The organism is Rhizobium lentis, assembly GCF_017352135.1.
In the GTDB taxonomy this organism is placed as follows: Bacteria; Pseudomonadota; Alphaproteobacteria; order Rhizobiales; family Rhizobiaceae; genus Rhizobium; species Rhizobium lentis.
Genome location: NZ_CP071454.1, coordinates 61,940 through 78,301, shown reverse-complemented (window position 1 = coordinate 78,301; position 16,362 = coordinate 61,940). Strand labels below are relative to the sequence as shown.

At 60.3% G+C, this 16,362-nt stretch carries 16 protein-coding genes and 1 pseudogene; 6 read left to right on the top strand and 11 right to left on the bottom strand.

Annotation, left to right across the window (positions count from 1 at the left end; all coding sequences use genetic code 11):
• Nucleotides 1-135 precede the first annotated feature (135 nt).
• Nucleotides 136-1,011 carry a bifunctional helix-turn-helix transcriptional regulator/GNAT family N-acetyltransferase gene (locus J0663_RS00415; RefSeq protein ID WP_207242540.1) on the top strand — a complete coding sequence of 292 codons (876 nt, stop codon included), beginning with the start codon at nucleotides 136-138 and terminating at the stop codon, nucleotides 1,009-1,011.
• Between the two features lie 124 nt (nucleotides 1,012-1,135).
• Here the strand turns inward: J0663_RS00415 and J0663_RS00410 are convergent.
• Nucleotides 1,136-1,711: pseudogene (locus tag J0663_RS00410) on the bottom strand (O-methyltransferase); the annotation flags it as partial.
• 122 nt (nucleotides 1,712-1,833) lie between these two features.
• Nucleotides 1,834-2,034: a hypothetical protein gene (locus tag J0663_RS00405; protein WP_207242539.1), complete on the bottom strand. Its 201-nt coding sequence runs from the start codon at nucleotides 2,032-2,034 to the stop codon at nucleotides 1,834-1,836.
• Between the two features lie 379 nt (nucleotides 2,035-2,413).
• Between J0663_RS00405 and J0663_RS00400 the strand changes: the two genes are divergently transcribed.
• Both J0663_RS00400 and J0663_RS00395 read left to right on the top strand, forming a co-directional pair.
• A complete protein-coding gene (locus J0663_RS00400; RefSeq protein ID WP_207242538.1) occupies nucleotides 2,414-3,859 on the top strand; it encodes an adenylate/guanylate cyclase domain-containing protein in 1,446 nt (481 codons plus the stop codon).
• Nucleotides 3,860-3,968: 109 nt separating this feature from the next.
• A complete protein-coding gene (locus tag J0663_RS00395; RefSeq protein ID WP_246590337.1) occupies nucleotides 3,969-4,160 on the top strand; it encodes a hypothetical protein in 192 nt (63 codons plus the stop codon).
• Between the two features lie 102 nt (nucleotides 4,161-4,262).
• On the opposite strand, the gene J0663_RS00390 is transcribed toward J0663_RS00395, so the two are convergent.
• Nucleotides 4,263-4,904: a dihydrofolate reductase family protein gene (locus tag J0663_RS00390; protein WP_207242537.1), complete on the bottom strand. Its 642-nt coding sequence runs from the start codon at nucleotides 4,902-4,904 to the stop codon at nucleotides 4,263-4,265.
• A gap of 89 nt (nucleotides 4,905-4,993) precedes the next feature.
• Here J0663_RS00390 and J0663_RS00385 point away from each other — a divergent pair, with 89 nt between their 5' ends.
• Nucleotides 4,994-5,515, top strand: a complete 522-nt coding sequence (locus J0663_RS00385; RefSeq protein ID WP_207242536.1) for a winged helix-turn-helix transcriptional regulator — start codon at nucleotides 4,994-4,996, stop codon at nucleotides 5,513-5,515.
• Nucleotides 5,516-5,865: 350 nt separating this feature from the next.
• On the opposite strand, the gene J0663_RS00380 is transcribed toward J0663_RS00385, so the two are convergent.
• Entirely contained in the window at nucleotides 5,866-6,381 is a 516-nt protein-coding gene (locus J0663_RS00380) for a BA14K family protein (RefSeq protein ID WP_207242535.1), read from the bottom strand.
• Between the two features lie 204 nt (nucleotides 6,382-6,585).
• Here J0663_RS00380 and J0663_RS00375 point away from each other — a divergent pair, with 204 nt between their 5' ends.
• The gene (locus J0663_RS00375) at nucleotides 6,586-7,431 is read left to right on the top strand and encodes a hypothetical protein (RefSeq protein ID WP_207242534.1); all 846 of its coding nucleotides are present in this window, start codon (nucleotides 6,586-6,588) and stop codon (nucleotides 7,429-7,431) included.
• Nucleotides 7,432-7,714: 283 nt separating this feature from the next.
• Here the strand turns inward: J0663_RS00375 and J0663_RS31095 are convergent, their stop codons facing one another.
• From J0663_RS31095 to J0663_RS00365, 3 genes are all read right to left on the bottom strand, one after another.
• Complete coding sequence (locus tag J0663_RS31095; RefSeq protein ID WP_221163130.1) at nucleotides 7,715-7,927, bottom strand: hypothetical protein; 213 nt, start codon at nucleotides 7,925-7,927, stop codon at nucleotides 7,715-7,717.
• A gap of 177 nt (nucleotides 7,928-8,104) precedes the next feature.
• On the bottom strand, nucleotides 8,105-8,443 hold the full coding sequence (locus J0663_RS00370) for a hypothetical protein (RefSeq protein WP_207244576.1): 339 nt from the start codon (nucleotides 8,441-8,443) through the stop codon (nucleotides 8,105-8,107).
• Between the two features lie 5 nt (nucleotides 8,444-8,448).
• Nucleotides 8,449-9,285: an alpha/beta fold hydrolase gene (locus J0663_RS00365; protein WP_207242533.1), complete on the bottom strand. Its 837-nt coding sequence runs from the start codon at nucleotides 9,283-9,285 to the stop codon at nucleotides 8,449-8,451.
• 552 nt (nucleotides 9,286-9,837) lie between these two features.
• On the opposite strand from J0663_RS00365, the gene J0663_RS00360 reads away from it, so the two are divergent.
• Nucleotides 9,838-10,791 carry a S1C family serine protease gene (locus J0663_RS00360; protein WP_207242532.1) on the top strand — a complete coding sequence of 318 codons (954 nt, stop codon included), beginning with the start codon at nucleotides 9,838-9,840 and terminating at the stop codon, nucleotides 10,789-10,791.
• Between the two features lie 126 nt (nucleotides 10,792-10,917).
• On the opposite strand, the gene dusA is transcribed toward J0663_RS00360, so the two are convergent.
• The 4 genes from dusA to J0663_RS00340 all read right to left on the bottom strand — a co-directional run bounded on the left by dusA (nucleotide 10,918) and on the right by J0663_RS00340 (nucleotide 16,076).
• On the bottom strand, nucleotides 10,918-11,919 hold the full coding sequence (dusA, locus tag J0663_RS00355; RefSeq protein WP_207242531.1) for a tRNA dihydrouridine(20/20a) synthase DusA: 1,002 nt from the start codon (nucleotides 11,917-11,919) through the stop codon (nucleotides 10,918-10,920).
• Between the two features lie 187 nt (nucleotides 11,920-12,106).
• Nucleotides 12,107-12,319, bottom strand: a complete 213-nt coding sequence (locus tag J0663_RS00350) for a cold-shock protein (RefSeq protein ID WP_011425820.1) — start codon at nucleotides 12,317-12,319, stop codon at nucleotides 12,107-12,109.
• Between the two features lie 411 nt (nucleotides 12,320-12,730).
• On the bottom strand, nucleotides 12,731-13,198 hold the full coding sequence (locus J0663_RS00345) for a DUF3828 domain-containing protein (RefSeq protein WP_207242530.1): 468 nt from the start codon (nucleotides 13,196-13,198) through the stop codon (nucleotides 12,731-12,733).
• A gap of 217 nt (nucleotides 13,199-13,415) precedes the next feature.
• On the bottom strand, nucleotides 13,416-16,076 hold the full coding sequence (locus J0663_RS00340) for a metal-binding protein (RefSeq protein WP_207242529.1): 2,661 nt from the start codon (nucleotides 16,074-16,076) through the stop codon (nucleotides 13,416-13,418).
• Nucleotides 16,077-16,362: the final 286 nt, after the last annotated feature.

Below are 16,362 nucleotides of genomic sequence, written 5' to 3'. Positions count from 1 at the left end.
TTGCATTGCCTTAGGTGAGGGAAGGGCGATGTGCAAGACGGCGCACCTGCCGGATCCTTCGAGGGCGTTCGGCTCATCGCAAGTTCGCTTTGGCTCGGAATTGAAATAAGATTTACCTGACCTAAGTCAGATAATATGGTTTGTGACCCTGTCTCCCGCGTCCGTCGATTCAATCGCGCCGTCACCGCCGAGGTTGGCGCTCTGGATACGTCTTTCCTTGGACGCGGCCGTCCGCTGGGTGCCGCTCGCGTCCTCAATTCGATCGGCCGCGGGCAATCGGATGTTTCGGCGATCCGCGATTGTCTCGGTCTTGACTCGGGCTTGATGAGCCGTTTGCTGCGCGCTCTGGAGGAGGAGGGACTGATCGAGACGGTACCGAACCGGCAGGACGCCCGTCGCCGCATCGCTAGGTTGACCGACACCGGCCGGTCCGAGTTTCAGGCTTATGAAGCACTTTCCAACGCGCAGGCGGAGGCATTTCTGGCGCGGCATCGCCGCCCGGACGAACTTCTGCGCGCTATGGATCTCGTCGCCTGCTCGCTCGGGCGTCACCACATCGTGCTGGAGGAGAAAGATCCTCGGCATGACGACGCGGCCTATTGCCTGAACGAATATTACGGTGAACTCGCACGCCGTTTCGAAAAGGGCTTCGACGTGTCGCTTTCCCGTGATCCTGACGCGAAGGACATGATCCGCCCGCACGGTGCATTTCTGGTCGCCATGTCCGACGGCCTCCCGATCGGCTGTGTCGGATTGAAGGGCAGTGGCGGCGACGTGGCGGAAATCAAAAGGCTTTGGGTCGCCCCATCGGCGCGCGGCCTTGGGTTGGCAAAGCGCCTTATGACCGCCGCCGAGACGATCGCCCAGGAGCTGTCCGTGCGGCTCTTGCGCCTGGATACCAACAGCGCGCTTGCCGAGGCGCAACAGCTTTATCGCGGCACCGGCTGGACCGAAATCGAGCGGTTCAACGACGATCCATATCCGGATACGTTCTTCGAAAAGCGGCTTTAGGAGGGGCGGTTTGTCTCGATGCAGCCGGGCGGACGGTGCCGCCCGGCGCTTGTGGTGGCGCGCCACCTTCAGCTGCCAGCCCATGGGGACCGCGGGCTCCGGCGCGAGCAAGTTGCCGATATCATCAACTCCGCATCGACAGCTCGATGTCCTCCTCGAACGGGACAGAGAGATAGCCGGCGGCGGTGGAGCGAAGGCGGGCGAGATATTCTGGGCTGAGATCGGCATTGTCGGCAACGATGAGGGCACCGGGTCTCAGGCGGTCTTCCACCAGTTCCAGGATATCGCGATAGAGGCCCTTGGCGCCATCGAGGAACAGGAGGTCGATGGTTTCTGGAAGGTCGGTGCCGAGGGTGTGCAGGGCATCTCCTTCGCGGATTTCGACGAGATCGATGAGGCCGCCGGCCGTCAGGTTTTCGCGCGCCCGCCTGGGTTTCGACGGCTCGAACTCGCTGGTGATCAGCCGGCCACCGCCATTGTCGCGCAGTGCTGCAGCAAGGTGGAGGGTCGAGATGCCGAAGGACGTGCCGAACTCGACGATCGTGTGAGCACGGCAGCTGCGCGCCAGCATGTGGAGCAGCGTGCCGGCGTCGCGCGAGACGGGAAGCCAGAGATCTTTCAGCCGCCCGTAAAGATCGAGATATTCCGTCTTGCTGCTGATCAGGCGCATCCGCTCATCGCTGGAAAGCCCAGATGCGGCGATCTTTCAGATTCATCCTCCGCACTTTAGGCACGCGCATGCCGGCATCGCGAAACCCCCGCACGCGTTTTGTGCGCCATGCTTTAGCCGGGATCGGTGTACCGGGCAGCTATCGGATCCTGCTAATGGTCCAGTTGCTTCGACAGTTCAGCAAAGAGCCGGTCACGGCTGATGTCCATCTGGAGAAGATCGACCGCGACCGTAATGGCGCGGCGTCCTTCGATGCTGTCGATATCGAGCTTCTTCTCCCCGCACCATTGCCGGACGGCATCGGTGACGAGGGTTATGTCCTGATCGTCAAGTGAGATGGGCGACAAGAGCATCTTCGCACCCTTTATAAAACGGCAAGAGCACGTATCATCTCTCAAGCGGTCTCGCCGATATACCACGGGCCGATGACGCTCACTCTACGCTCATTCTGCAGCAATACCACAGCTATTTGGACATGCTTATTTGACGACAGTCTGAAACAGGATTGCTGAGCGTTATGGGTCCCCTGACGCCTGTCCGGAAAGGCAATGTCGCAAATGGTGAATGCCGAAACAGGCGACGTCGAGCGGGAAAAGCTTCTGAAAACCCGACGCCGCCTTTCCGGGCTAACCCGTAAGACTTCTGCTCGGCCAGGCGCCGTTTGATCCCGCGTCTGTTATAATCACGGCGATCCCCGGTCACATGGCCCGGCCGAACGTTGTGAGGCGTCAGATGACTGACGTTCAGGAGCGGCTCCTTGAGAGCAAGATGACCGAGATGCAGCAGGTTCGGTCCTGGAGCCCGCGAATCATCGACAAATTCAAAAGCCTGATTCACAGTGGTGACGACCTGTCGCTCTACCGCATCAATCCGCTGACCTTCGCGCACGACCGCGCAATTTCGGAGGGGGAAAGCATCGATCTCTTTCTGCATGCGACGCGCAGCGGTTTGTTTGAAATGAGCTGGGACGTCGTGTGTCCTCAATCCGGAATGGTGCTCGAGAGCTTCGGCGCCTTGAGGACGCTGAAGACTCACTATGTCTGCGGCCTGTGCGACGTCTCCGGCGAAACCAACCTCGACGATTTCATCGAGGTCACCTTCACTGTGTCGCCGCAGTTGCGCCGGCTGTCCTTTCACGATCCCGGCTCGCTCTCGGTCGAGGATTTTCACTGGAAGGCACGGTTTCTCAGCGATGCGCGACTGCCCGGTCAGCAGGTCCGCTTTCTCGACGTCCTGAAAGGGTTGGTGCGCGGCCTTTCCTTCCTGGCGCCGGGTTCAGTCACGACGATCAGGGCTGAACTCGGCCCCGGTGCGCTCGCCGGCATCAATGTCGCGACCCAGGCGAGCTTCGTGCTGCCGGTGGCAGGCGAACCAGTTGCGGCGCCTGCACTCCTCAGGATCGGCTATGACGGGCGGTGTTTTTGCCCTTCGTCCTCGGCGGTTCGGCCCGGCTCGGTCATTGTCGAAGTCGAGAACTCGGCTGCCGTGCGCGGCTCGCTGCTCCTTATCAACTGGCCGTCCGAGATTCGGGCGCAGGTCACCAAGCCTGTTCTTGATTTCGATCCTTACATGTCGGGTGGGATGCTGCTTGCGCGCCAGACGTTTCGGCGGCTGTTTCGCTCCGAATGCGTTGATGAGAGGGAGGGCCTCGGCATCCGTCAGGTGACGCTTCTCTTTACCGATCTCAAGGGTTCGACCGCGATGTACGAACGGCTCGGCGATCTCAATGCCTATGCACTGGTGCGTGAACATTTCGCCTTGCTCGGCGCCACTGTGCAGGAGCATTCGGGCGCAATCGTCAAGACAATCGGCGACGCGGTGATGGCTGCTTTCTCCCGCCCGAGCGACGCTATCTCGGCCGCTCTGCATATGCTTGAAGCAATCGAGCGCTTCAACGGCGAGCATGGCGATCCCAGCATCATCTTGAAAATCGGCGCCCATTGCGGTCCGTCGATCGCCGTGACCTTGAACGACAACCTCGATTATTTCGGGCAGACCGTCAATGTCGCGGCACGGGTGCAATCATTGGCCGAGGCTGGCGAGATCTGTCTTTCCGAAGCCCTGTTTTCGGCGCCTGATGTCAGCCGGCTGCTCTCCGGCCATAGGCTGGTCGCCTTCGAGGCTCCGCTTCGGGGCGTCGAGGGCATGGCGTGCGTCTACCGGGTAATGCCGGGCTAATCTCAAGTCCTTGATTTATGCATGTCTTCCCGCGCCGCGGCACGTTCCCGCTGCAGCCATCGTTGTCGCCGCCGCATCCGCGCTGCCTGTCCTTGCGCAGGATACGATGATGAAATGCGACGAGGCGTCGATGATGAAAATGCAGTCAGACATGCACGCCATGACCGATCCGGCCATGAAGGAAAAGAAGGAAATGGCGTCCAAGGAGATGATGATGGCCAAGGATTCCATGATGGCCAACAAGATGGACGACTGCAGGATGCATATGGACAACGCCATGAAAAGCATGGGCAAAATATGACGTTGTTGACGCAGGGTGAGTCGGCTCGGCAGCCGCCTCGTCCTGGCGTCGGGATGAATGTGCTTCCGACGCCGCTCACGCCGGATTGAACCGGCGGCTCGGTTATTTCGCCAGCACGATATGCGTGGCTTTTTCGCTGGCGACATGCTCGGTGACGCGGAAGCCCAGCGCGGGAAGGTCGATGCCCGCAAACATCGCTTCGCCCATGCCGAGTACCACGGGCGAGACGGCGAAATGCAGCTCGTCGATCAGGTCCGCCTGCAGATATTGGCGGACGGTCGCCACTCCGCCGCCGATCTTCACATCCTTATCGCCGGCTGCTGCCTTCGCTTGATCGAGCGCCTCATGAATGCCGCTGGTAATGAAGTGAAAGGTTGTGCCGCCCTCCATGACGATCGGCTCGCGCGGATAATGGGTGAGGATATAGGTCGGCGCGTGATAGGGTGGGTTAGGACCCCACCAGCCTTTCCAGGCATCATCCGGCCACTCGCCGCGGATGGGGCCGAACATGTTGCGGCCGAGGATGAAGGCGCCGAAATTGGCCATGGCGTGCGAGGCGTAATCCTCATCGATGCCTGTCGAGCCGTCGTCCTTGCCCATCATCGCGCGGAAAGTGCGCGTGTGGAAGAACCACTGGAACATCTCCGGTCCGCGCTTTCCGAGCGGATCATTCAGGCTTTGCTCCGGTCCGGCGCCGAAACCATCGATGGAAACGGAAAATCCCGCAACGCGCACCTTGGACATGTTCTCCTCCATCTGATTGCAGTTCGAAACTAGTTGTCTTCTCGCATAAGCGATCCTATAATGCAACTGGTTTTTGCAGGAGATGCTTCGTGGATATAGAATTGCGGTCCGGCTGCCCGATCAACCTGGCCATGGAGGTGCTCGGCGATCGATGGAGCCTGATTATCATCCGCGACATCATGTTCGGCAACCGCCGGCATTTCCGTGATCTGCTCAATCATTCGGAGGAGCGGATCGCTTCCAACATTCTGGCCGCGCGGCTGAAACGGTTGCTCTCGCTCGGCTTCATCAGCAAGCGGGACGATCCGAGCCACAGCCAGAAGGCGATCTACAGTTTGACGGAGCCGGCGATCCAGCTCGTTCCCCTCTTCGCGATGATCGGCGCCTGGGGACGGCGCCATTTGCCGGTGAGCGAGGATCTGAGCATCCGCGCGCAGTTGCTGGAAGAGGGTGGCCAGCCGCTCTGGGACAAGTTCATGGAGGATCTCCGACGGATCCACATCGTCGATCCGGTCGGCGGGGCGAACGGGACGGTGACTTCGCCGGTGCTGGCGCAGCTGACGATGGCGTTTCTAGAGGTGCGCGCGCGAATGGCGGCGGGGGCGGCGTGATTTAGCTGAAGGGTGATGGTGGAACGGGTGGCTCTCGACATGAATGTTGGCTGTTTGATCATCGACCCGCCGGACTGGGCCCATGACCTTTTTCAGGCTCCCAGTAGATCTTCCAGTCGCTTCGTTGGCTTTCGGTATTCGATTTCACGCCCCGCCGGCAGGTTTTGCCATATCACCTGAGATCATTGATCATCCACCCATGCGGCGCTCAAAAGGCAATCGGCGGCCGGTGGCATAGACAAGCATAACGGCCGACCGATGAGAAGCATGGTTCGGGGCCGCAGGCGAGGCCTTGGACGGCAAAAGCCTCGCATTTCATGCGAGGCTGGATCAGAACGGGCGGACTAGAATTACCGGCACTGCCGGCGTGGGCCGTGGTTCGGCTGGTAGGTGTCGTCGTAGGCGCGGTAGGACCTATAGCGGGCATAGCAATATTCGGCATGCGAGCTATAGCCGGTGGAGCGATAGGCGCGCGGCTGAGAGGCGATCAGGCCACCGATGAGGGCGCCGGCGGCGAGGCCGCCGATGATGGCGCCGGTATTGTCGTGGTCGCGATATCGGCGGTAATAACGACGATCATAGCGACCATAGCGGTCGTCCCGATAGTACCGGTCGCCCCGATAGTAGTCGCGGTCTCGGTAATAGCGACGGTCGCGGTCACGGTGATAGCTGCGGGTCTCGCCGTAGCGGGAGCAGACTATGCTGTATGGACTGCAGCCGACGGTCATGATCCGGGCATCAGTATCCGCCGGCGCCGGCTGGACCGCCGATTGCACTGGGCTCGGCACGAATGCCGGGCCTGCCGAAGCCGGCATTCCAGAGAACGCCGTCGCTATCGACAGGGCAATGATGGCGAATCTATTCATACCACTCACCTTGGGTAAACGAAGGTATCTGCAGCTTAACGCTGCGGAAGGGATTTGGTTTCATTTGGGACGGGTGGAGCGTCTTCTGTGGCAATATTTCGACGGAAAGTTCAAATTATAAGCAGGTGCTCAATTAGATCTTCATGGGCCGGCTGTTTCAATAGTCGCGATGTAACGGCATTCCTGTGTATCGGAAGGACTATCATGCGGCTCTCCAGACTTCTCGGCGTTCTCTGTCTCTCCACGACTGTGGCGCTCGCACCTCTCAACATGATCTTTACGGATCTCTCGCCCGCTTTCGCCAAGGGCGGCAACGGCGGCGGTAGTGGTAACAGCGGCAGTCATGGCGGCGGCAGCAGCAAGAGCGGCGGCGGAAAGGGCAGTGCCACCTCCAGCGGCAAGACTGCCGGCGGCGGCAGCGCGAAAGGCGCCAGCAAGTCAGTCCAGACCGGCAAGACGAAGTCGGCCAAGCAGAGCGTCAGCACGAAGGGCGCGGCCAAAAAGACGGCTATCGCCTCAGCGCCTGCGACAAAGCCCGCCAAGAAAACAGCGGCGGAGCTTGCGGGGCTGAACTCGCTGAAGCGCAACTACCACGCACTGATGAATGCAGCCGATCCCAAGGTGGCGGCGATTTCAGCCTTCGCCACGGCCTATGCTCAGTATGAACTGGCGAACGGCGTTGCTCCGCCGGCTGACGATCCGGTGTTGGGAGATGCCGCTCTGACGGCGGCGCTTGCTTCCGCCACCAAGACCGGCACGGTCAGCACGGAAGCTTTGAGCTGGGCAAAGGACACGCTCGGCGTCGGGACGGCCGTCGGAACGATCGACCAGATGAGAGATGCCTTGGCGGCTGCGGCCCCGGAGGCGGAGACGCCAGTGGCGGAGACCGAGACAGCCACCGAGATCGAGACGACTGATCCTGCCGCCCCTGCGGAAACCGCTGAGACAGGCACGGGCAGCACAGAGGAGACGGCGGGCGCCACCGAGCCCGTGCAAAGCGTGGACGAGACGGAAACCTCCGCCACCGGCTCTGAGGCGACAGGCCTCTGATCTTAGAGCATTTCCGTTTTTCTTCGAATCACGGAAATGCTCTATCTCTTTGTTTTCACGCAATTCCTCACGCAAAACCGTTACACACTTTTGCTGGAATTGCCCGAGTGCCTCACTGATCCGCATTGCCCCCTCGAACCAATGAAGGGGCGATGCCGCGTCCGGTCTCTGCCGGGCCTTGTCGAAGACATGCCGGCCGCCCAAAGGGCCGAGGCGGCGGTAAAACTTTTCGATGGGGAGGCGTCTAAGCTGATGCCCGAATCAGGGTTGTCCAGGCACGCTGTCAGCACCTTCCGCCGGCCAGCAACCGAAGCTGGTTCTCGTCGTGCACACCTTGGCGGTAAAGTTCGATAATGAGAGCGCCGAGACGATCGGCTTCCGCACCTGATCTATCTATGTGTAGCCCGCTGCAAAGGGCTTCGTGGACGCGCCTGCACACATCGAGGTCTTCGGAAGCGAGCGGTTCGTCACGCGTGTTGAACAGCTTGTCTGACATCGCAATCTGCCCTTTTCGATGCCGTGAATCGCTACTGTGCAACGAAAGATAATTTCGCGTTCTTTGCGATGCAAGATGGGCGAACGTCTGACGACTAAACAATTGCAGCTATGCGCCGGCGAGGCGGCGGGCAGGTTGACATTAGCGTCGCTGCAGCCGTTGCGCGCGCTGAGATTCCTAGCGCGGGGAAGGTTCCTTGCTGCCCTGCTGCGACAGGCGCAATTCCTTCAGCCGTTTCGTTTTCTCCCGGCGAGCCCGCTGCTCCGCCTCGATGGTTTCCTTGGCGGTCCGCTCGGTATTTTCAAAACGGTCCTGGCGATAGGCCTTTGAAGAGGGTTCTCGTTCTCTTTTCATGGCCGCTAAACGCAATTCGGCGGAAACGGTTTCATCGGAAAATGCGTAAACGGCCGCGAACGGATCGACGCGGCATCCCTCGTGGAGCTCGAGTAGAGGGCGCGAGCGGGGGCGGCAGCGTCTGCATGCCGCCGGGCGATCGATAGGCGCCCGGCGGCCCAAGCGGATCAGTCCTTGATGAAGGCGAGGATGTCAGGGTTGATGATGCCGGCATGCGTGGTACACATGCCGTGCGGGAGGTTCTCATAGACCTTCAGCGTGCCGTTCTGCAGCAGTTTGGACGAGAGCAGGGCGGAAGCTGCAATCGGCACGATCTGATCGTCATCGCCGTGCATGACGAAGGTCGGCACGGTGATGATCTTCAGGTCTTCCGTAAAGTCGGTTTCGGAGAAGACCTTGATGCCGTCGTAATGCGCCTTGGCGCCGCCCATCATGCCCTGGCGCCACCAATTGTTGATGACCGGCTCCGACACTTTTGCACCCGGCCGATTGAAGCCGTAAAAGGGGCCGGCCGGCAGGTCGTAATAAAACTGCGCGCGATTAGCGGCGAGCTGCTGGCGCAAGCCGTCGAAGACTTCGATCGGCAGGCCGCCCGGATTGGCATCCGTCTTGACCATCAGGGGCGGTACGGCGCCGATGATGATAAGTTTGGCGACCCGACCCTGCGGCTGGCCGTGGCGGGCGACATAGTGGGTCGCTTCGCCGCCGCCGGTGGAGTGGCCGACATGGATGGCGTTCCTGAGATCGAGATGCTCGACGACGGCTGCGGCATCGGCGGCGTAGTGATCCATGTCGTGGCCGTCGCCGACCTGAGTGGAGCGGCCGTGGCCACGCCGGTCATGGGCGATCACGCGGTAGCCCTTCTCGAGGAAGAACAGCATCTGGGCATCCCAGTCGTCCGAACTCAGCGGCCAGCCGTGATGGAACATGATCGGCTGCGCGCTTTTCGGACCCCAATCCTTGTAGAAGATCTCGACGCCGTCCTTGGTTGTGACTGTGCTCATGTCATGGCTCCTTGATGGGTTGGATTGAATCAAACAAGACGTTACAGGCGGATTGGGCGGCCACGAGCGCCGCGACGCCAGCGGGCAACAAAGTCGCGCCTGAGGGAATCGGATTCCACTCGAAACGTGATGATGTGCTTATTGAATTCCTCGTTCTATTATATTGATATTACGGAAGTTTGTATGCTTTTGAACGGGCGCGGTGCCGTCCACCTCGGACGGTGAGGGGATGTGGACGGTCCTCGCCTGGCCGCGTGCTGCAGCCATACTCTTGTTCTCCGGCAGCTCGGCGGCTCTCAACCCGGCCGAGATAGCGGTGAACGATCGCAATGAGCCATTTTATTTCTGTTAGATCAATATATCTGTCGAGGTAGCTCGATATATCTTTCCGGGTAGGTGTATGCGCCTTCCTCTGCAGGCCCACTGGCGCTGACTTGAACACGGACGCACGCCCAACCATCTAAATCCTTCACAACACGCCATGGCGAACGATCGCAACCGCGATTGCTTTGCCGGCGGCGGGACGGCCGCCTGCCGCCTGAGGATCAGATCATGGGTTACATGGATAAGGACATAGCGCCCCAGAATGACGGGGCGCTGATCGATGCCTATTCGCAATCGATCGCAACAGCGGTCGACACGGTCGGGCCGGCGGTCAGCCGGATCGAGCGGGTGGGAGGCCGGCAGGGGCACGGCTCGGGCTTTGCCGTCTCGCCCGACGGCCTGATCATCACCAACAGCCATGTCGTCGACGACGCCAAGGTTGTCCGCATCACGACGCCGGACGGATTCATTACCGAAGGCCGGGTCCTCGGTCGGGATGTCGATACCGATATCGCTCTTATCCGCGCCAATGCGAGCACCGGGGCCTGGGCGAAGCTCGGAGATTCCCAGCGTCTGCGCAGGGGCCATATCGCGATCGCGATCGGAAACCCGCTGGGCTTCGAATGGACGGTCACCGCCGGCATCGTTTCGGCGCTCGGCCGCTCGATGCGTGCGGCCAGCGGACGGTTGATGGAGGATGTCATCCAGACCGATGCCGCGCTCAATCCCGGCAACTCCGGCGGGCCGCTGGTGTCTTCCAGCGGCGAGGTCATCGGCGTCAACACCGCCGTCATCCAGGGCGCACAGAGCATCGCCTTCGCTGTTGCGTCGAACACGGCCAATTTCGTCGTTTCGGAAATTCTTCGTTATGGCCAAGTCAGGCGCGCCTTCATCGGCATCGCCGGGGACACCATCGTGCTGCCGCGCAGGGTTGCGCTTGCCGCGGGCACGCTTCAAACGACGTCCGTCCGCATCCGGCGTGTCGAACCGGAAGGGCCGGCGGTAAAGGGCGGGTTGCAGGAGGGCGACTATATTCTTGCTATCGACGGCAACTCGGTCGGCGGCGTCGACGATATCGTCAGGCTGATGGATGGCAGCCGGATCGGCAGAGAGACGGAAATCCTGGTGTTCTCGGTGGCCGGCCGGATCGAGACGAAAACCGTGCTGCCGATGCCGCGGTGATGATGACTGTTATCATGACAGCTGAACGAGCGAGTGACGCGGCGAGCGGCCATCGAGCGGGCTATCTACCGCGCGCCATGACTTGCGTGCTTTTGTCGCCGAAAGCAGCGCCGACGTCACCTTGCGTCAGGCGCTGACCGCCTCCGGTTCCGCCCCGGAAAAATCCACTGCTGCAAAGGCCGCCGCCAGCACTTCCGGTCCCGCCCCGCTTTTTGCCGCGTCGGTGGAGAGGATCTGACGGTAGCGTCGTGCGCCGGGCAGGCCGGTGAAGAGGCCGACCATGTGGCGGGCCACGTGCTGCAGCCGGCCGCCGCCGGCGATATGGCGCTCGGCGTAAGCCATCATACGGTCGCACAGGGCCTGCCAGTCGGGTTCGACCGCCGGGTCGCCGAAGAAGCGCCGGTCGACGTCGGCAAGGATCGCCGCGTTCTGGTAGGCCGCCCGGCCGAGCATGACGCCGTCGACATTGGCAAGGTGCTCGGCGGCTTCGTCGAGCGTGCGGATGCCGCCGTTGATGCCGATGAACACGTCGGGCCAGCGCTGTTTCATCCGGTAGACGATTTCGTATTCGAGCGGCGGGATCTCGCGGTTCTCCTTCGGGCTCAGGCCCTTGAGCCAGGCCTTGCGCGCATGGATCCAGATCGCGTCGGCGCCGGCATCGAGAACGCGGGTCATCAGCGCGGGCAGCGCCTCTTCCGGCTCCTGCTCGTCGACACCGATGCGGCATTTCACCGTCACGGGCGCGGTCGCGACCGCCTTCATCGCCGCGACGCATTCGGCCACGGTCTCCGGCGTCAGCATCAGGCATGCGCCGAAGGTGCCCGATTGCACACGATCGGAGGGGCAACCGACATTGAGGTTGATCTCGTCATAACCGTAGGGCTCGGCAATCTTCACCGCCTCGGCCAGTTTGGCCGGATCCGATCCGCCAAGCTGCAGCGCCAGCGGATGTTCCGCGGCATCATGGCCGAGCAGCCGCTCGCGCGGGCCGTGGATGATGGCGTCAGCCACGACCATCTCGGTATAGAGCAGCGCCTGCCGGCTGATCTGGCGGTGGAAATAGCGGCAATGCCGGTCCGTCCAGTCGATCATCGGGGCGACCGCAAAAATCGGCCTCTTCTGCGTCATTGACGTATCATTGTTCCCTTGTTCACAGGCTGCCATTGCAGTGCGCTGCTAAGGCCCGCACAGGGCGGGTCATCGATGAAAGCCGCATATAACACTTGCCGGTGCGATCGACAAATCGTGGCTGCCCGCAAACAGAAACGGCGCCCCTTGCGGAGCGCCGTCCATGCCGCAGAAGCGGAAGTCTGTATCAGGCAGCCGAGATGTTGACGGCCTTCGGGCCCTTGCCCATGCGATCCGGCTCGGTGTCGAAGGTAACCTGCTGGCCTTCGCGCAGCGACTGGATGCCAGAAGCCTGCAGCGCGGAGATGTGGACGAAAACGTCCTTTGCGCCGCCGTCCGGCGTGATGAAACCAAAACCCTTGTCCTGGTTGAAGAATTTTACGGTGCCTTTGGTGGCCATTGGGAGCGTCCTTTTCCCTTAGTCTGTGTAGTATCCGCGCCCCCGAAAGGAAGCGGACGGCTTTAGCTTTCGTCCCGATTGGGGTTGGGGACGAAGGGTCAGTCGGAGAAGTCACGTACGGGGAAAGAACGTCTACGCAGGCGGGTATTCCCGCGCCCCTTCCGTAAAGGAAGAGATACCACATCAGTCCAGTCACCGGCATGCAAATGCCCGAGTAGGCGGATTGGTGCCATCATTTCGGTCAAAAGGCAAGCGTCATTATTGTGGCACGTGCTTTATCATGACAGGAAATGCCGAAGATTCAGATACTTGACGAAATGTTGGCAGATCGTTGCAGTTGTGTGTCAAATCTAGATTGCGTGCCGAAACGGGATGGGAGGCCGGAGAGAGGGGAACGGGCAGCCGCCCCATCTACTGCGCATCACCCAGCAATGCGCCCAGGCTCCAGGGATTATCGCCCTGCTGGTCGGCGATGTCGTCGACCTTCCAGCCGCCGTGCTCGCGGACCAGGCTGTAGAAGAGCGTCACCTCCTTGCCGTTTTCGAACTGAACCTCCACTTCGGCCTTGTCATCCAGCAGGATCGGCTGGCCGATCCTGACGTTGCTCGCCTCGCCGTCCTGTCCTGCAATGACGGGGTCGAAATCGACCGCGCCGACGTCACCCTCCGGTGTGTTGTCGAGATCGGCCTGGAGCAGCTTGTTCAGATGGTCGGAAAAGAAGATCGAATAGGGCGAGGGCGCTTCGGCATCGCTTCTGTCGGTGTCGTAGCTGTAAAGCGCCTTCAGCAGCGCCTTCGGCGTCTTGTAGGTCTCCGCCGCGGCAGGCGCGGCCGCGAACGCCGAGACGCCGAGGGCGAGAATGAAGGTAAGCAGACGCATGCGGACGTTCCTCGGATGAGCAGAGAATCATAGCTGAAACGAGCGTCGAGGTGGAGCGGCATTTTCGCAGGGTGTCTCGACGTTACAGCCGGCCTCGCTGCCTCCGCCTGCGGGCAAGCGCCTGAAATTGCGGCCGGTGGGGCTTGCGGGATTGCAAGTCCCACCGATGCTGAAAGCCAGTCACGACGCATCGCTGCGTCTGCCGGCAAAGCCGCGATCAGATCAAAGCGTCATGCAGCAGGCTGGAGGATGACAGCTCGAAGACATCCTTCACGGCGAGGGTGAAATCGTGGCTGGTGGCGTTGCCGGCCGCGTCGTAGGCTTCGGCGGTGAAGGTCAGGCTGTGGGTGCTTTCGTAGTCGATCGCAGCCTTGGTCTGGATCTTGTTGCCGACGAGCTTGAAGATGCCGTCGGCATCGTCCGTCAGCCGCCACTTCACTGCGCCGCCTTCCGGATCGACGGCGGAGAGAAGGCCGACCGAGGTGCCGATCGCAACATTCTCCGAGATCGAGCTGCGCGAGAAGGCGAGCTTGATCGTGTGCGACTTGGCCGTCTCGTAGTCCAGCGCCTTCGAGGTGACGATGCGGTTGCCCTTCAGCCGGAAGTGATCGCCGGCGCCGTCGATGAGCGTGTAGGTGAGGGTGTCGCCATCGGCGTCCTTGGCGGTGAGCAGGCCGAGCGTTGTCCAGATCGGTGTGCTCTCCAGCAGGGAGGTTTTCGAGAGTTGGATATTGGTCGGTGCGCTGTTGCTGCCGTCGGGCGTGAACTTTTCCTTAGCGAAGTCGTAGACGCCGTCGGCAAAACGGGCGAATTCAACATCGGTCAGCGTATCCTTGCCCTCCACGGCGCTCGTCAGGATGTGGCTGCCATTGTTCAACGCGAAGGAGTATTTGGCGAAATTGCCGGAGAAGACCGCCGTGTCGATGCCCGCGCCGCAGAAGAGCACGTCGTTGCCGCCGCCGCCTTCGAATCGGTCGTTGCCGTCGGTCCCGAAGAAGTAATCGTCGCCGCCGCCGGTCTTGACGTCGATGCCGAAGGCGGTGCCGAAGATGTCGACGTGACGGTTTGCCAGCTCATCGGAGAGGTCGGCTCGGGCGCTGTCCATCAACGTCAGTGCAAGGACGTCGTTCTCGTAGCCCGGCTTGTCGTATTTGACGATCTTGTCGAAGCTTTCGAACTGCGCAGCCGAAGCGAGGACCTCGGCTCCCGCCGTTTCAAGAATTTCGACATTCTTGATTGTCAGACCGGCAAGCCCGATGAATTCCATACCCGGGCCCAATGTGGGCTTGATGACTTGCAGCGTGTCGGTGCCGGCGCCGCCGTCGATCACGCCGGAAATCGCGGAAGAATGTGTCTGCAGGTTGATGGCGTCATTGCCGTCGCCGGCATCGATATCGAAGGCTTCAGGGGCGGTGGACATATTGTCGCCATCGGTGATCTTGTCGTCGCCCGCGCCACCTTTGATGATGTCATTTCCGACGCCGCCGAAGATCTGGTCGTTGCCTTCGCCGCCGGTTAATTTGTCATTCCCGGCATTGCCGTTGATCGTGTCGTTGCCGCCGCTGCCGTCGAAAATGTCGTTACCGGCGGTTCCCGTAAATATGTCGTCACCATTGCCGGTCTTGACGTCGAGGGCGGAGACCGTGCCAATGATGCTAGCCCGACTGCTCCCAAGCTCGTCGGAAAGATCGATGTGGGAATTGTCCGTCACTCTCAAGACGGCCAAAGAGGAGCCAAAGGCATCCTTCATTCCCGAGATCTTGTCAAAGCTCTCTAACTGTGCAGTTGAACCGGTAAAACCGTATTCATTCGTTTCAAGATTTTCGAAATTCTTGATCGTCAGGTCTGCTAGTCTGGCGACTCGCAGTGTATCTATTCCGGCACCGCCATCAATTGTCCCGGAAAGTCCCTGAGAAGGTGTCTGCAGAATTACTACATCGTTTCCATCGCCCGCATTGATGTCGAACACTTCCGGCGCAGAGCTGGAAACTTGACCATCGACGATTGTATCATCGCCCTTGCCGCCGATTAGCCGGTCATTTCCGCCATTGCCATTGATATAGTCGTTGCCGTCGCCGGCGTCTAAGATGTCGTTGCCAGCAGTTCCGGTAAGAAGGTCGCGAGCGCTTCCGGTCGTGACGTCGATACCGGAAGCATTGCCGAAGATGTAATTTAGCGTGCCTGTCAACTCGTCGGAGAGATCGACATGGGCGCTATCCGTCAAGAGCAGCTGGACGGAAGAGTCGGAGGCTGAACCGATGATCTTGTTAAAGGATTCGAGCTGTGCGGTCGATGCCGTCACACCGGAAGTCACCGATTGCAGGATCTCGACATTCTTAATCGTCAGGCCTCTCAGATCGCTGGCTTGCAGCGTGTCCGTGCCGGCGCCGCCGTCGATCGTTCCCGACACTTTGGCGAAAGGGCCGTTGGACAAAATCACTTTGTCGTTGCCATCGCCCGCATCGATATTGAAGATCTCAGCGACATTGGAAAAATAATCTCCATCGCTAATCGTGTCGTTACCCGCGCCACCTTTGATGACGTCGTTGCCGACGCCCCCGTAAATCTCGTCATTGCCGTCGCCGCCATTCAGCGTGTCATTGCCCGCTTCACCATTGAGCAAGTCGTTGCCCGCACCGGTCGTGATCGTGTTGTCGCCGCTCGAGCCCCGTACGCTTGCGGAAACCGAACCCAGCTCGTCGGCGAGGTCTGCCACGCTGGAATCGGAGACGGTGAGGGCGACAGCGGCGAGAGGCGTGGCATTCGAGTAGCGGATAATATCATACGCTTCGAACTCAGCGCCGGTCTTGGTAATTGTGGCGCCGTTCGTGTCCAGAATATTCCCAAAAGATGCGTTGTACTCGGCAATATGAGACATCCCCGAAAGAGCTGTTTTATTGCTCAGCGGATGACAATCCTCGGGGATCTATGCCAAGCGCCGATTAAGTTTTCAATGCAAAATTGTGTCTTTTCATTGCATTTTTAATGAAAAACTAAGGATGACATACTGGCGGAGAGAATTTTATTTTGAGAACTCAAAGCAATATTTTGGTTTTCTAAATAGTATTGCCTTTCATTTTTGAGCTGGATACTCTCGCAAAGATTGTGTTTTTAGCCAACTCTTTCCATAGTGCCGCGTCGGGCGGCCATCCGCGTAACTATCG

What these genes read in the sequence shown, in the direction of transcription:
- J0663_RS00350 (WP_011425820.1), bottom strand. Translation starts at nt 12,319, where the DNA reads ATGGCCACCAAAGGCACCGTAAAATTCTTCAACCAGGACAAGGGTTTT.
- J0663_RS00380 (WP_207242535.1), bottom strand. Translation starts at nt 6,381, where the DNA reads ATGAATAGATTCGCCATCATTGCCCTGTCGATAGCGACGGCGTTCTCT.
- J0663_RS00395 (WP_246590337.1), top strand. Translation starts at nt 3,969, where the DNA reads ATGAAATGCGACGAGGCGTCGATGATGAAAATGCAGTCAGACATGCAC.
- J0663_RS00360 (WP_207242532.1), top strand. Translation starts at nt 9,838, where the DNA reads ATGGGTTACATGGATAAGGACATAGCGCCCCAGAATGACGGGGCGCTG.
- J0663_RS00365 (WP_207242533.1), bottom strand. Translation starts at nt 9,285, where the DNA reads ATGAGCACAGTCACAACCAAGGACGGCGTCGAGATCTTCTACAAGGAT.
- J0663_RS31095 (WP_221163130.1), bottom strand. Translation starts at nt 7,927, where the DNA reads ATGTCAGACAAGCTGTTCAACACGCGTGACGAACCGCTCGCTTCCGAA.
- dusA (WP_207242531.1), bottom strand. Translation starts at nt 11,919, where the DNA reads ATGACGCAGAAGAGGCCGATTTTTGCGGTCGCCCCGATGATCGACTGG.
- J0663_RS00375 (WP_207242534.1), top strand. Translation starts at nt 6,586, where the DNA reads ATGCGGCTCTCCAGACTTCTCGGCGTTCTCTGTCTCTCCACGACTGTG.
- J0663_RS00400 (WP_207242538.1), top strand. Translation starts at nt 2,414, where the DNA reads ATGACTGACGTTCAGGAGCGGCTCCTTGAGAGCAAGATGACCGAGATG.
- J0663_RS00340 (WP_207242529.1), bottom strand. Translation starts at nt 16,076, where the DNA reads ATGTCTCATATTGCCGAGTACAACGCATCTTTTGGGAATATTCTGGAC.
- J0663_RS00345 (WP_207242530.1), bottom strand. Translation starts at nt 13,198, where the DNA reads ATGCGTCTGCTTACCTTCATTCTCGCCCTCGGCGTCTCGGCGTTCGCG.
- J0663_RS00415 (WP_207242540.1), top strand. Translation starts at nt 136, where the DNA reads ATGGTTTGTGACCCTGTCTCCCGCGTCCGTCGATTCAATCGCGCCGTC.
- J0663_RS00405 (WP_207242539.1), bottom strand. Translation starts at nt 2,034, where the DNA reads ATGCTCTTGTCGCCCATCTCACTTGACGATCAGGACATAACCCTCGTC.
- J0663_RS00390 (WP_207242537.1), bottom strand. Translation starts at nt 4,904, where the DNA reads ATGTCCAAGGTGCGCGTTGCGGGATTTTCCGTTTCCATCGATGGTTTC.